Annotated in this window: 8 protein-coding genes; 5 read left to right on the top strand and 3 right to left on the bottom strand. The window is 40.9% G+C overall.

Annotated features, from left to right (window positions below; genetic code table 11):
- Positions 1-120 precede the first annotated feature (120 nt).
- Positions 121-1539 carry a phosphate--AMP phosphotransferase gene (locus IAE19_RS01655; protein WP_200459197.1) on the top strand — a complete coding sequence of 473 codons (1419 nt, stop codon included), beginning with the start codon at positions 121-123 and terminating at the stop codon, positions 1537-1539.
- A 66-nt stretch (positions 1540-1605) separates the two neighbouring features.
- On the opposite strand, the gene IAE19_RS01660 is transcribed toward IAE19_RS01655, so the two are convergent.
- Positions 1606-2922 carry an MFS transporter gene (locus tag IAE19_RS01660; RefSeq protein ID WP_200459198.1) on the bottom strand — a complete coding sequence of 439 codons (1317 nt, stop codon included), beginning with the start codon at positions 2920-2922 and terminating at the stop codon, positions 1606-1608.
- 194 nt (positions 2923-3116) lie between these two features.
- Entirely contained in the window at positions 3117-3626 is a 510-nt protein-coding gene (locus tag IAE19_RS01665) for a hypothetical protein (RefSeq protein WP_200459199.1), read from the bottom strand.
- Positions 3627-3793: 167 nt separating this feature from the next.
- Between IAE19_RS01665 and IAE19_RS01670 the strand changes: the two genes are divergently transcribed.
- From IAE19_RS01670 to recD, 3 genes are all read left to right on the top strand, one after another.
- The gene (locus tag IAE19_RS01670; RefSeq protein WP_200459200.1) at positions 3794-7441 is read left to right on the top strand and encodes an exodeoxyribonuclease V subunit gamma; all 3648 of its coding nucleotides are present in this window, start codon (positions 3794-3796) and stop codon (positions 7439-7441) included.
- 6 nt (positions 7442-7447) lie between these two features.
- Positions 7448-11140 carry a UvrD-helicase domain-containing protein gene (locus IAE19_RS01675; RefSeq protein ID WP_200459201.1) on the top strand — a complete coding sequence of 1231 codons (3693 nt, stop codon included), beginning with the start codon at positions 7448-7450 and terminating at the stop codon, positions 11138-11140.
- A 102-nt stretch (positions 11141-11242) separates the two neighbouring features.
- Positions 11243-13003 carry an exodeoxyribonuclease V subunit alpha gene (gene recD, locus IAE19_RS01680; protein ID WP_200459202.1) on the top strand — a complete coding sequence of 587 codons (1761 nt, stop codon included), beginning with the start codon at positions 11243-11245 and terminating at the stop codon, positions 13001-13003.
- Between the two features lie 567 nt (positions 13004-13570).
- On the opposite strand, the gene IAE19_RS01685 is transcribed toward recD, so the two are convergent.
- The gene (locus IAE19_RS01685; protein WP_200459203.1) at positions 13571-14878 is read right to left on the bottom strand and encodes a serine hydrolase domain-containing protein; all 1308 of its coding nucleotides are present in this window, start codon (positions 14876-14878) and stop codon (positions 13571-13573) included.
- Between the two features lie 271 nt (positions 14879-15149).
- Between IAE19_RS01685 and rpsO the strand changes: the two genes are divergently transcribed.
- A complete protein-coding gene (gene rpsO, locus IAE19_RS01690; RefSeq protein WP_200459204.1) occupies positions 15150-15419 on the top strand; it encodes a 30S ribosomal protein S15 in 270 nt (89 codons plus the stop codon).
- The last annotated feature ends 22 nt before the right edge of the window (positions 15420-15441 follow it).

The raw sequence follows: 15441 nt of genomic DNA on the forward strand, positions 1-15441 counted from the left end.
ATAGATGGATCTAACGCAAATGGAGAGGTAAAAAATTAAGATTACTGCCATGGTCTGGACTTCATTTTTTTAACTTGATAATTTGGATAAAGAATCTAAAAGAAAGCTAAGGTAAAAATAATGAGTCAATCAAACACTGTGGCGACATTACGTAATGAAAATCACCTTTCTTCAGATTTGATTGAAGCCCAGTACACCTTAAAAAATAGCTGGGGTAAAAAAAATGCCAAGAGTGTCTTGATATTAGTGAGCGGAATTGAGTTAGCAGGCAAGGGGGAGTCGGTTAAACAATTAAGAGAATGGGTCGATCCGCGATATTTAAATGTAAAAGCAGATCCACCGTATATGTTGTCAAATGATCAGGCATTTTGGCAGCCTTATGTCAATTTTATTCCCCGTGAAGGCCAAATTGCAGTGATGTTTGGCAACTGGTATAGCGATTTATTAACCACCGCCATGCACGTGTCGAAGCCGTTGGATGAAACATTATTTGATGCTTATGTTGAAAATATGCGTGCGTTTGAGCAAGACCTGAAAAATAATCATGTCGATGTAGTGAAAGTCTGGTTTGATCTGTCGTGGAAATCTTTACAGAAACGACTGGATCATATCGATGCTTCTGAACGCCACTGGCATAAATTGCATGGTCTGGACTGGCGTAATAAAAAGCAATATGACAATCTGCAAAAATTACGTCAGCGATTTACTCAGGATTGGATCATCATTGATGGGGAGGATCCCAAACGACGTGATCAAAGTTTTGCACATTCGATTTTGCAGGCTCTTAAACATTTACCTGAATATCCAACGCAGGGTGAAGGAAATTGGCCTCAGGCCTTAATTCCGCAGGAATTGCTTCATCCTGCGATTGAACCTATGCAAAAGGACAAATATAAGAAAAAACTAAAAAAACTGACCCGCCGTGTTGCTGAGGCAATGCGTTATGATGAACGTAAGGTCATGATCGTATTTGAGGGCATGGACGCTGCGGGGAAAGGAGGGTCGATCAAGCGTATTATTAAACGGCTTGATCCGCGTGAATACGATATTTTCACCATCAGTGCGCCAGAAAAATATGAGTTGCGTCATCCTTATTTATGGCGATTCTGGACCAAGCTGGAAAATTGTAGTGATATCCGTATTTTTGATCGAAGTTGGTATGGGCGAGTTTTAGTCGAACGGGTAGAAGGTTTTGCCAATGAGCTGGAATGGCAACGCGCTTACGATGAAATTAATCGTTTTGAAAAAGATTTAATGGATAGCCAGACCGTAATTATTAAATTCTGGTTATCTATTAGCAAAGATGAACAGGAACGACGTTTTCAGGCTAGAGAAAAAACACCACATAAGCGCTTTAAAATTACCGAGGATGACTGGCGTAATCGCAGCAAGTGGAATGAATATTTGAATGCTGCCGCAGATGTTTTTGAAAGAACAAGTACGGATTGTGCACCTTGGGCAGTTATTGCAACTGATGATAAATATACGGCACGTATTCAGATACTCAAAACTATTTTGAAACGACTGAAAACTGATTAAATAACCAAAGAATAAAGCAGAAGGTCTGACTTGAAACTAATGCCCAAGTCAGATGCTATCAGCATATTAATGAGAAGAACTTGAAACCAGTTGAGTTTTGATGTTTGGTGGTTGAGTAGGTTGAGATTGGCGCTGACGAAATACAATCAATGTGGCAATTAAACTCACAATTGCAGCAAACATCAACCAGAAAGCAGGCATGCTTTTACTGCCACTTTGTTCGACTAGATAAGTTGCAATCATTGGAGTTAAACCACCAAATAGAGAGGTTGCCAAACTATACGCGACCGAAAAACCAGCAATACGTACAGAGCTTGGCATCATTTCTGTTAGTGAAACGACTAAAGCACCATTATAGAAACTGTAGAGCAGTGATAGCCACAACAATGCCATGAGCATATGACTTAGACTAATATTTTGGGTCAACCAGTTAAGAAGAGGATAAGCGGTGATAAAAATAAGTGTTGTGGTGGTAATCAGTAGGGGTTTACGTCCAAATTTATCGGATAGATAACCGCCAATGGGCAATAAAATAAAATTGCTCGCACCCACCATTACTGTTGCAATTAAGCTTTCTGCAGTGGTCAGATGTAAAACTTCCTTACCGTAGGTTGGCGTATAAACCGTAATGAAATAGAACATAGTCGTGGTCGTGGCTACCATCGACATTCCAATTAACACAATTTTCCAGTTCGCTGCCAATGTCGACAAGATTTGACGAGTAGTTGGATGTTCTTTGCGTGATGTAAATGCTTCTGTTTCCTGTAATGATTTTCGTAACCAGAAAATAAAGGGAATAATGGCACAGCCCACAAAAAATGGAATTCGCCACGCCCATGCATCAACTTGTGCTTTGGTAAAGGCTAGGCTCACGATATAACCTAATACGGCTGCAAAAATAACAGCGACTTGCTGGCTGGCAGATTGCCAACTGGTCATAAAGCCACGATTATGTGGTTCTGCAATTTCAGATAGATAGACTGAAACGCCACCTAATTCCACACCTGCTGAGAACCCTTGAGCCAAACGACCAATAAAAATTAGAGCTGTTGCTGCAAAACCAAGAGTAGCGTAACCCGGTGTCAGGGCGATAAGAAGTGAACCAACGGCCATAATGCTTAACGTGACCATTAGACCTTTACGGCGACCAATCCGGTCAACATAAGGGCCTAAAACAAGTGCACCAATCGGACGCATTAAAAAACTTACTGCGAAGATCAGAAAGGTCTTCATCAATGCGGCATAGCTACTGTCCGAATGGAAAAAGGTTTCACCAATGGCTTTAGCATACAAACCAAATAAAAAGAAATCGTATTGCTCGAGAAAATTACCACTGGTTACATTGAAAATTGCGCGTAGGCGTGAAGAAGATCCATGTTGCACAACGACTCTCCATAGTTTTTGTCATCGTTGTCGCAGGGTAAAAATTGAATATTTAATAAAACTTAAAAGTAAAAAAATATTTGTACTAAAATTTAAATGAATTGTATCTCATCAACTATCAGTCACTCTAACAGAGATAAACGCACCCAAGAGAATGCAGCTCAGGAACAGTTTATCTCTTGATCCATTTTAATTTAAGCGACAATGCTTGCATTTACATTCTTTTGTTGAATACGCTTTGCCAGTTGATAGCAATCTTGTACATGAGCCTCAGCGACTTTTTTCATAACGATGTAACCAAGACTAGCAGCAACAAGTTGGCCACCTAGTGGAATAAATTTGGTGACTTGTTTGGTAATAACTTTGCCAATGATGCCATTTAATGATTTTTTAACAGCAGTTCGCGCTACGACCAAACCTGAAAATTCAAAACCACGTTTGCGTAGTTCATTCCAGTGAATTCTCTTGGTTTCAGGATCATACACACTAATATGATCTGGCGATAAGCCAAAACGAGCACTAATGTCTGGAATCAGTTGAGACAAAATCCCGATATCAATGACAACATCAAAAAAAGGAATAGGAACCACAGCGGCGCCAGCGGAAAAATAGGCACGTTTTTTTACCATTTCCAGACATTCTGTGCGGATTTGTTCCAGATTTAAATTTGGATCAATCGAGTCAGGGATATTTTCTATTTTCATCGGGTTATACTCAAGTCGGTTCCTTTCGTATCATTCAAGCATGTATTTTAAATGACGTTCACATTTTTATTTCATATCACAAACGTGACATAGTTATATTTAGATGTATAGTGACGAATGTTTATGATTTTGTGCATAAAAGCATAGCTTAGTAAGGTAAGGGGTACATGGCAATACATGTCATTCAAAGTCAACGTATCGAAGTATTATTGCAAGGTCTTGCCCAAACTTCACAATACAGCCATGAACAACCTTTTCAAGTGCTTGCTACCCAGCATTTTATTGTTCCGAATGCGGCTACGCAGCAATGGTTAGTTGAGAAGCTTTCAGAGCTTCAGGGTATTCATGCCAATTATCAGTTTCATCAGCGCATTCGCGGTTTTCAATGGTATGCCTACCAACAGGTATTAAGTGAACATAAAGATCAGGTACGTAAAGCCAATATTCCACGTCTGATTTTAAAATGGCGAATTTATCAGGCTCTGCATCCATATATTCAATCTGAACAGATACAAGTGGCGGTTGAACATCCCTTGTATTCTATTATTGCCAGAATTTATAACAGTGCCGATCGTCTAAGCAAAAATATAGAAAAACAACTCAAAAAACAAAGTATGTTGTACTGGATTGCAGAACAAGTCTCGCAATTGTTTAGCAATTACATGTTATATCGTGGTCATTGCCAAAAAAACTGTGTTGGAGAATGTCGTTGTTCAAATAATTGGTTAAGTGCGTGGGGAGAAAATCGCGCTCTGGACATTGAAAAACTGATCTTGAATCAGGATCAAGCGGTTTCATTGTTTCAATTGAAACAAGCTGAAGAACTGGAAGCTTGGCAACGTTGGTTATGGACAGAACATTTTCATCAGGATTTTTTAGAGATTGAGAAGATTGATGAGTTGTTCTGGCAGCAATTTGCTACTGAACATACACAAATCCACGCTCTAAAAAGATTACCGCAACAGGTCGTATTATTTACCTTGCTTGATTTGCCACCCAGCCAATTACAGTTCTTACGCCGTCTGGGGCAATATCTGGATGTTTATATTTTTCATTATAATCCTTCTCAGGAATATTGGGCGGATAGCGTCGATCCTCTGTGGAAACAGCGTTATGATGTGGGAGTAAAAGAGCGTTTTATCGCCAAGAATCCGAAGGCAAGTGATGTTGAAATTTCTGAGTTTTTTCAACAGTTTACTTTGCATTTTAATGCTGAAGCCCGTGAGTCACGTCACCCCTTATTAACCCGTTTGGGTAAACAGGCACGCGATCATTTTTCGTTACTCTCGAACTTATCAACGGGTGAAGAAGGGCATTGGGTTGATGCTTTTGTCGATGCTTTCCCTGCTACTTTGTTAGGACATGTACAGTCCGATATTTTACATTTGGTTGAACCTAAAGCGGGTCAATATTTGATAGATGCAAATGATGACTCAATACAAATTCATGTTTGTCATTCGGGTTTGCGTCAATTGGAAGTATTACGCGACCAGCTTATTTATTGGTTAGCTCAGGGAACAGCAGAACAGCCACGTCGACCAAGTGATATTTTGGTGTTGACCCCTAATTTGAAAGAGCTTGAACCGTTGATTCGTAGTGTTTTTCCTACAACGGCGAGTGATGATCATGTGTTTTTGCCGGTCAAAATTGCGGGCATTGCACAACTAGATGTATTGAATGCCTGGCGCGCAGTTTTAGGGCGTATTCAGCTCTTGCAAGGTCGTTTTAATTATGATGAATTTGCGGATTGGTTGAGTCTCAATGCAACGCAATTATGTTATGGGTTAGATGACAGCCAAGTATCACGCCTATTGGAATTGTTAGCCGCAGCGGGTTTTAAACGAGGCTTTGATACAGCTCATTTGCAACAGAGTTTGGCACCAGACGATCAGGATTATCGTTATAGCTTCAAATTTGCACTAGATCGGTTGGCCTTAGGTATTGCCATTCCAGATCATGTATTATTTGAAGGAGTTTTAAGTTATGCACAAGTTCAGCCCGATGATTTTGAGCTGATTGGTAAACTGATTCAGATATATGCTCATTTTGACCAGCGTCGTTACTGGCTTGTGGCCCACGAGCAAGGCGAACAATTGGCAGTTGAAGCATGGTTAAAACGTTTAATGACGGATGTCACCGAATTTGAACAAGCAGGCGTGACAGCACTGAAACCTGCGCGTGAAGCGATTAAAAAACAGGAACGGATGGTGACGTTGGCTAGCTTTTATGGTGAGGCAGAAACTCAGCATTTACGTCAAATTGCCTTACCATTACCTTATCTTATCGAAGAAATTCAGCTCACATTAGAAAATCAGACAGCACAGGCAGAACCGACGGGACAAATTACGTTTAGTCAGATTGGGCAGATACGTCCATTACCGTATCGTTTGATTGTGTTAATGAATCTGGATCAGGGACAATTTCCAAACCGTGATAGCCATACGCCGTTTGATTTGATGGACGTGCTACGACCACAACTTGGTGATCGTTCGCGTCTGGAAGATGATCAGGGCGCATTTTTGGATGCAGTATTATTGGCGCAAGACAATTTATGGCTATTTTATAATGGTTTTGATGTCAATGATGGCGAGGTACGCGAACCCTCTAGTATCGTTCAGGAATTAAAAGCGCATTTGGCTTATATTGTCAAATCTGAGATTGAGTTAGAAAAACGTGAGGGGAGTAAACGTACGCAACTCGAGCAACTTTCTATACCGCCGCATTTGGCTTCTCTTTATCGAATTCATAGTTTGCAACCATTTGATGTTTCTGGGTTTACTCAACAACCTGCATTGCAACGTTATCAGGATCATTGGTATCAGGTCGCCCAACATATTCAGCAACCTCAGGGTCAGCGTCAGCCTTGGGTGAATATTGACTATCAACGCCAGTCACAAGAGTTACAACTACTTGATAGCCAGCAATGGATTGCAGATGTGACCTTTCCTGCACGTTTATATTTAAAAACATTGGGTGTCGAAAACCTGACTGAACATAGACTGCTGGATCAGGATGAACCTTTGTTTTTAGATGGCTTAGGTCGATATAGCATTCGTGAATTTTTACATCAACATCCAGTGGATGCACCTGCTGATCTATTACTGGATCAATTGCCTGTCAGTAAAATTAAATACAGTGCATGGCAACAAAGTGTGTTTGAGCAGGAGTGTTTACAAGAGCGCTTGCAGCAATACGCCATGTCGGAAACGCCGACTACCTATCGAACATGGCGGCTGTCCTCACAGTTGCATATGAATATTCAAATTCCTGCTGAGAATGTACAGGATTGGGTGAGTCTACAAGCATCGAGTGCCCGCGCAAAACGTATTGCCAAAGTCTGGCTGGAATATCTAATCTGGTTGGCTTATTTAAATCAGGGTAGGCATGAGCAGGACAAACGTCGTATTGTGGTATTTAGTGATCAAACAGTGATTTGTGAGGGGCTTAAGCCGTCGCAGGCGCAAGAATATCTGAATGCGTGGTTGGTTGCATGGCAGTATGCTTCACAGCAACCTTTAGTGTTGCCTGCTGCATTGCTGTTACAACCTTTGGAAAAAGGGAAACAGTATCATTGGGAAGAAAGTGAGACGGCAACATCACTGGTTGAAAAAGATCGGGAAAGTATTTTAAAAGCATGGAATCAAACAGGTGCTTTTAGCGCCGTTGATGTGACCCAAGATGAAAGCAGCAAGTTCCATCAGGATTGGTCATTTATTTTACAACAACAAGATGCTCAGGCTTTGTTAAATGTGGCACTGACCAAATTTTCCCATGATTTATATGCCCCAATTTTTCAATATGTGCGCACGGAGTAAGCCCTGATGTCATCTCTTTCTGCGGTGTCTTATCAGCCGATTACTGATATTGAATTTTCAGGGCTGCATTTGATTGAAGCATCGGCTGGTACAGGTAAAACTTATACTCTGTCCAGTCTGATGGTGCGTATTTTTCTGGAAAAATATTTGCCCAATCAGGTCATTGCAACCACCTTTACCCGTGCTGCAGCAGCAGAGTTGAAAACTCGCATTCGTTTGCGTGTGCAGGATACTTATACCATCTTGCAAGGTTATCGCTCTTTGACGGAGCAGGAGATTTTGCAAAAGGCTGCTCAGGAAAATGATCCTTTACTTCAGCATGTGCTGCGTCATTTTGCAACACGAATTGGCTATGCCTGTGAACGTTTAAAACTGGTACTGGATCAACTGGATGAACTTTTTGTCGGGACGCTGGATAGCTTTAGTCAAAAACTATTACGCGAATTTGCTTTTGAAAGTGGCAAGATTGAACGAGCACAAATTACCGATGATGCCAAACGCTACACCCGCCAATTGATTCACGATGTTCTTCGAGAGTGGATTCAAGCGCAGCCACAACAACTTATCGATGGCCTATATAACGTGGGCGCGTTAAAAAGTGTTGACGCTTTTGTTGATGTAGTTGAAAGCTCTCTGAATTTTAGCTCTGCTCATTTTCAGACAGCTGCCATAACCTCAGTTGATTTTTCTGCTGTGACCCAATACCAAGCTATTGCCCAACAGTTTAATTTTCATGATCTCGAAGCGTATTATGATTTAAATGGTGAATATTCTGGCTTCATCAATGGCACTTCATTTCGTAATGGTGCTTTTCATGAATTATTCAAGATTCATTTGCCTCAGCTTTTTCAGGTTTTGGGTAGTGAAAATGGATTATTGATTTATGATCGTCCACTAGCCAATGCGCGCGAAGCAGCGTTTAAATTTTTGGAAAAATTTGAACAAGCTAAAATCTTTAAAAAATGCCCTGCTGAGGTCAGTGATGGCTTTTATCAGCATGCTTTAATACAACAATTAGTCAGTATCATCCGTGATTTGAGTATGGTTCAGGAGCAACTTGAGCAATTACAACAACATTTAAAAGCGTATCTTTGTCTTGAGGTTAAACAGCGGCTGCCACAATTACTTCAGCAAAAAGGCGAAACTACTTTTTCGCAACAGATTCGCACGCTTGCGGAAGCCTTACACGGTGAACACGGACAGCGATTTGCCATTTTTGTACAAGCGCGCTATCCCCTAATTTTGGTTGATGAATTTCAGGATACCAATCAGGATCAGGATGATATGTTAGCCAGCATTTGGCGACATCCTCAGCGTTATCAAAAGGGATGCATGATTATGGTCGGTGACCGTAAACAGGCAATTTATGGTTTTCGCGGTGGCGATATGCTGACGTTTTTAAATGCTTATCAAGATATTAAAGCTAAACAGGGACGCGAATATAAGCTGGGTTTCAATCATCGCTCGGTCAAGGAACTAGTGGAGGTGGTCGACCATCTGTTTCAGCAGCAGTCTGACTTTGGGGAACATGTGATTTATGATCCGATTCAGGCAGGTTCACGGATGCATCCTGCCTTAATTGATCAAGGACAGTCCAATGCTGCACCTTTACGTTGGATCCTGCTGCAAGATAAAACCAAAGAAGCCGAGCAAGTGGCTTGGAAAATTAGAGCCTTACTGAATCAATCTCAGTTAGGTGAGCTATATTTACATGCAGAACAGCCGCAGCGATTCATTGAAGATGATATTGCGGTGCTTTCCAAAAACCATGCGGGGCTGGATGCGGTACAGTCTGCACTGGAATATTTGGGAATTCGGGTCAATCGCCCGTCACGTTCGAGTGTATTTGACCATCCGCTCGCGCAAGATGTAGCGGCTTTACTCACCGCAGTTCTACATCCTTTTGATGAAGCAAAAATAAAACGTGCTCTATTAAGTCGTCTGATCGGACTAAATCTTAAACAATTGATCGAACTTGAGCAAACTGTCGAAGGTTTGAGTCGTTATATCACTGAGTTTGATCATGTACGTGAACTTTGGTTGCAACAGGGCTTTTTAGCCGCATGGCAAGCATGTATGAGTCAGTTTAATGTCTGGCAAAATTTAGTCGCACAACACAGTAAAGACAATGAACGCAATGTCGTCAATCTGCGTCATCTAAGCGAAATTTTAAGTCAACACAGTGAGCATTATCAGGGTGCACAAAACCTATATCACTGGTATTTAAAACAACTTCAATCGCCGAGCCAGCGTGATTGGGAGATGGAACGTAAACTTTCCAGTGACGCAGGCATTCAACTGATGACTATTCACCAGTCCAAGGGACTGGAGTTTAAAGTCGTATTTTTATTGGGTGCTGATAAGCCTTTTAAAGATCAAAATACAGCATTAAATTTTTCAACAAAAGAAGTGATTCATCCTGAAAATGGCCAAAGCAAAATTGAACGGGTCATCGCAATTAAGGATAAAACACGTTTAAGTCCAGAAGCACTTGAGCAGAATGATCAACGTAGCAAGGCTGAACAAAACCGATTGTGGTATGTAGCACTCACCCGTGCCAGCCATCGAGTTTATGCCATGATGCAGGATCAACAACAAAAATCACGGGATGCATTGGCGTTTTGGAGGTATCAAAGTGGTGTGTTTCAACATCATTATAGTGCTGAAGAAGGTGAGCTAACGCAATGCCCGCCCCCTTTTCAATCAACGCAAAACAGTCAAAGTTGGAACTTATCTGCACAACCTTTGCCAACGCAACGGTTTTATCCGCGTGGCAAAACTAGTTTTAGTTATCTGGCACATCATTTAAAGCCTCGTCAGGTTGCCAGTGATGCATTGGCTGCACTGGAGCAAACATTTGAGCAAGCAGAAGATGAACAGGATCAATTGAGATTTGAGATTTCTAGTTCGACACAGCCGCTTTTTTGGATTCAGCAAAACTTCCCTAAGGGCACATTGGCGGGTAATTTTTTACATGAAATTTTTGAACATTTAAATTTTCAGGATCAAAGCGAGTGGATCGCTGAAATTCGGCGTCGTTTCAAAAATGATTATGGCAGTTTATGGGAGCAGCTTTATACAATTTATCAGCAGGATTTTCCAGAACAAAAACAGGATGAAAGCTTACTTTATCAATGGTTAGCCGACTGGTTTAAGCAAGTTTTAGTGACCCCCTTACATCAGGGTTTCCAGTTGCAACAATTGCAGGCAGGTCAATTTTTGTCTGAATGTCCGTTTTATCTGGCTTTGTCTGACCGAGTGCTCGCAATGCGCCGGATCCAGCAACTATTTTCAGAATATCAGATCGAAATGCCGGACTTTCTAGATGCTTATTCTGCCCGTTATTTAAATGGTTCAATTGATTTGATGTATTTTGATGGTTCACGCTTTCATATCGCTGATTATAAAAGTAACTATCTCGGACATGATTTTAATGATTATCAGCCCGAGTCAATCCAGCAAAATATGTGTCAATCTAGCTATTGGTTACAGGCCGCGTTATATCTGGTTGCTTTACATCGGTATTTAAAAGTGAAATTGCAAAATTATCAGATTGAACAGCATTTGGGCGGGGCAACTTATCTGTATTTACGAGGAATGAATGGGCAGACCCAGCAAGGTTATTATTACTGGAAACCTGAAATAGAGTTTATTTTGCGGTTAGATGCTATTTTGGGCTACTTTGCTGAGGATAAATGAGGTCAAGGAATGCGGATAATTTATATAAAGCAATAATAATCAAATGCTTAATTTGTGGATAAATGTGTTAATAAGCTTGTGGAAAAACTTGAGGATAACCGTGTGGAAAAGCAAAAGCTCGCTGAAAATGCAGAATTAACATGGCTTAAAGACTGGAGTGAATATCTGACTCAAGCACCATTCAATCTCAGGGAGCGCAATTCTGCCCAAATTGCGGCGCTGTTGCAAGCATTAATTGAAGCGAGTTTACAAGGCGATAGCGGTTTGGCGATTTCTTCAGCAATGCTTTCAGAAATGGGGGATTTTATCCTCCATGAACAGCAGGCTGAAACACAGATTGCCCCCATGATTTATGATGGCGAATTATTGGCTCTATATCGTTATTGGTCACTTGAACACCGCCTGTCTAACCAGATCGCACGCTTAAGTAAACAGTTTATTGAGGCGGTTGCGATTGAAGCTTATCAGGATTTATTAACCGATCCCTATCAGCAGGCAGCCTTGGCAATGGTGGCTAGCCAAACTTTGAATATTATTACGGGTGGGCCAGGTACGGGAAAAACCTATACGCTGGCACGAATTATTGCAGTTCTTAATCAAGCGATTCCAGACATTCGGATTGCGATGGCCGCACCGACAGGTAAGGCTGCCCAGCGGATGCAGGAGGCTTTACAAGCCTCTTTTAATGATGAAAAGCTTGTAGCTTCAGGATTAGTGACGGCAAGCTTGAAGCAGCAAAGTACACAAACCCTACATCGATTATTGGGCGTGGGAAATCGTCAGGTTCCGCGATTTCATAGTCGACAGCCTTTACCGTATGATGTGATTGTGATCGATGAAGCTTCTATGTTGGATTTAAATCTGGCCACTTTATTACTAGAAGCGATTCCACTGCATTGCAGAGTGATCTTATTAGGAGATGCAAAACAGTTAGCCTCAGTTGATGTAGGTTCAGTTCTGGCTGATTTACAGCTGATCCCTGAACTTGCCAAGCATCGGATTAACTTGCAGAATAGCCGTCGTTTTAGTGCGGATGCCAAAATTGGACAATTGGCACGTTTTATTCAATCTGTAGATAATGAATTACCAGCAGCACAGGTTTTACAACAGTTTGAACAAGAGATCGTTGTATCTGCTCCCTTACAGAACATTGAACTGACATCTTCTATGAGCGATGTGGTACAGCTTGAATACATACCTGAAGCCGTAACTGACGTTATCTCTTATTATGAAAGATTGATGTTGGGATTTCGCCCGTTCCTAGAACAGCTCAAAGCCTATCAACAGATGGACTATGCTCAGGAAAATATAGAAGCTGTGATTCAGGCATTTGATCAATATCGTATTTTGGTGGCTATTCGGTTTGGCAATTTTGGTCTTGAACAGATGAATCGTTATGCCGAACAATGGCTAACCGAACATTTATCCGTCCTACCTGTGGGCGGGTGGTATGTTGGGCGCCCAGTCATGATGACATATAACGACTATCAACTCGGTATCTCCAATGGAGATATCGGCTTATGTTTCCGACATCGTATACAACCTGAACTGTATGAGGTTTATTTTCCGAGTCTGAATAAATGGGTTGCTGCACATCGTTTACCCAAAAATATTCAGACGGCATTTGCCTTAACCATCCATAAATCACAAGGTTCAGAATTTGCGCATACTGCTGTGGTATTTGACCATTCTGCGGAAAAATTGCTCAGCCAAGAACTGATTTATACAGCGATTACCCGAGCGAAAAAGGTGATCAGCTTGTTAGTTGATCGCGGTGCATTGGCTCAAGCTTTAACGGTTCAAACGACACGAAAAAGTGGATTGGTTAGAAAAATTAATAAAAAAATTGGTTTGTTAAGTTGACTTGTGCAGTAGACAGATCTGTACGAAAATGCTTACAAAGATTCGAGAAATTTGCTCATAGAGTAAATAACTTTTTTTTGAGATCATAGTCATGCACAAAAAGCTCAGTAAGGAATGCTGAGGAAATCGCAAAACAATAACGATAAAGTTGAAAAACAGCGAACTTACAGTGAAGTAAGTGATAAGCGAGGAAATTTACAGCCGCTAAGCCTTGTAGTTTTGGGAGAGACTACAGGGCTTTTTTATTGTTATTAAGTTATTTTAATACGTTTAGAATTTAACCAAAAAGTAAAAAATATAAACTAAATTTAAAATAATCGATTAAATATCAATGAACTAATGAATATGTAGGTTTTAACTTACATATCGATACGAAAAATACTACTTTTCTACATAATTACTTGTGGCAGAATGGCAAGGGTAAGAACTCATTATAGATGTATATCTTGCCTCTATAATGTAGAAAAGGGTGGATAAACCTTTATACAACAATAAAATAAAACAATAATGACCCAAAATAAAAATACAGCGCAAAAGAGCCCAAGTTATGCTTGGGCTTCTTTTTGTTTATATTGTTTGTACCCATTCATTTTCAGCCTGATCTGAACCAAAAAGTGAACGACGTGACTGTTTCGGAATTCGAGGACATTGCTTGGAGATTTGATAGAGCACATTTCCAAGCGCAGGTAGATGTGTACCAATCACGGATTTTCCTGTCGTTAAAAATGCCACGCTAATGTCACGTTGTGGATCCGCCCAACACAAAATATTAGAGAATCCGATATGTCCAAAGGCTTGCCCAGTTTGAGGGCCAAATAAACCCACCGGATTACTTCCCAGCATTGGACCCAGTGCGTAACGCATCGGGGCAAGTAAGGTTCGATCTAAACTGGTCACCGAGGTAGGCAAGGTGGCACGAAATACTGTACGTGAACTCATAATCCGTTGACCATTATATTGCCCACCGCTCAGCAACATTTCAGAAAAGCGACTTGCTTGTTCCGCAGAGGTGTAAATATTACCAGCAGGACAAATTGTATCCATAAAACGGGTGTCATTGGTGACATCGACTGCTAATTGTAACCCGCCACCGAGAACGTGATTCAGATAATGATCAGTGCCCAAACGAGGATGTAAACCCGTTGGGTAATTTAGGGCGACCTGCTCTCGATATTCTGGTTTCAAACCATAATTGAAATATGGCATATTCATTGGTTTTTCAATGGTTTCATGCAGGAATGTGCGCAGATCCTGACCAGTAACACGTTCAATCAATTCACCTAAAATATAACCAGCAGTCACGGCATGATAGGCCAGTCGTGAACCAGATACTGAGATGGGTTTCGCTGCATAAAGCCGATTTAAAATTTCATTTTTATCAAACAATAATTCAGGCGTGACTTCACCATCGATTTTTGGAATACCTCCACGGTGTGAAAGTAGGTGAAATATGGTAGTACGGCGCTTACCATAGGCTGCATATTCAGGAATATAGTAACTAATGGGATCAAGTAAATTGATTTCGCCCTGTTCATCCAACATATGAATTAACATGGCAGTTACCATTTTTGAAGCAGAAAACAAACAAACAGGAGTATCTGGCGCACCTATTTTTGCCGCAGGGCTTAGACCTTGTGTTGAATTACCCGATGCATAGCCTAGACTACGATTAAGTAAAACTTTTCCTTGACGACGTAAACAAAAACTGATGAATGGATAATTCCCAGTTTTGTAAGCACCTTCTACGCTTTTCCAGATTTTTTGCAATTGTGGCTCAGTCATGCCCCCTAGTTCAGGGCTGACTTCATCCTGACTGCGTGTGACCGAAGCCAGATCAGTTGGGACAAAACAAGTATTGGTGGATAATAATTTCACAGTGCGTCCATTTCTTTTCTTTTTATATCAGACTAGTGTGCAGCGCTGTGAAGTAAATGTCAGTGTCTTAAATGACGGTCATGTCGATGTAATAATGTCATGAAATAGTACGGATGGATAAGCTGCATCATTTAAGAATTGTCAATTCAGCTTGAATCCTTTAAAATACGCACTGCTGTAGTGATGCACGGCAGTCAATAGATTTAAGATTTGATCTTGAATTTATTGATCAGTATCAATTTATTTTACGTAAGCATCTCGGAGAAATCGAATGGCTTTAACTACTACAGATCGCGCAGAAATCATCGCTAAATTTGCTCGTGCTGAAAACGACACTGGTTCACCAGAAGTACAAGTTGCTTTATTGACTGCACAAATCAATGATTTGCAAGGTCACTTTAAAGAGCATAAACACGACCATCATAGCCGTCGCGGTCTTATCCGTATGGTTAACCAACGTCGTAAATTACTTGACTACTTAAATGGTAAAGACCATGGTCGTTATGTAAGTCTAATTAGCGAATTAGGTTTACGTCGTTAATTCGATTCAGGCTTGATTTTCG

Origin of the sequence: Acinetobacter sp. S40, from assembly GCF_016624705.1 — a bacterium.
Lineage (GTDB): Bacteria > Pseudomonadota > Gammaproteobacteria > Pseudomonadales > Moraxellaceae > Acinetobacter.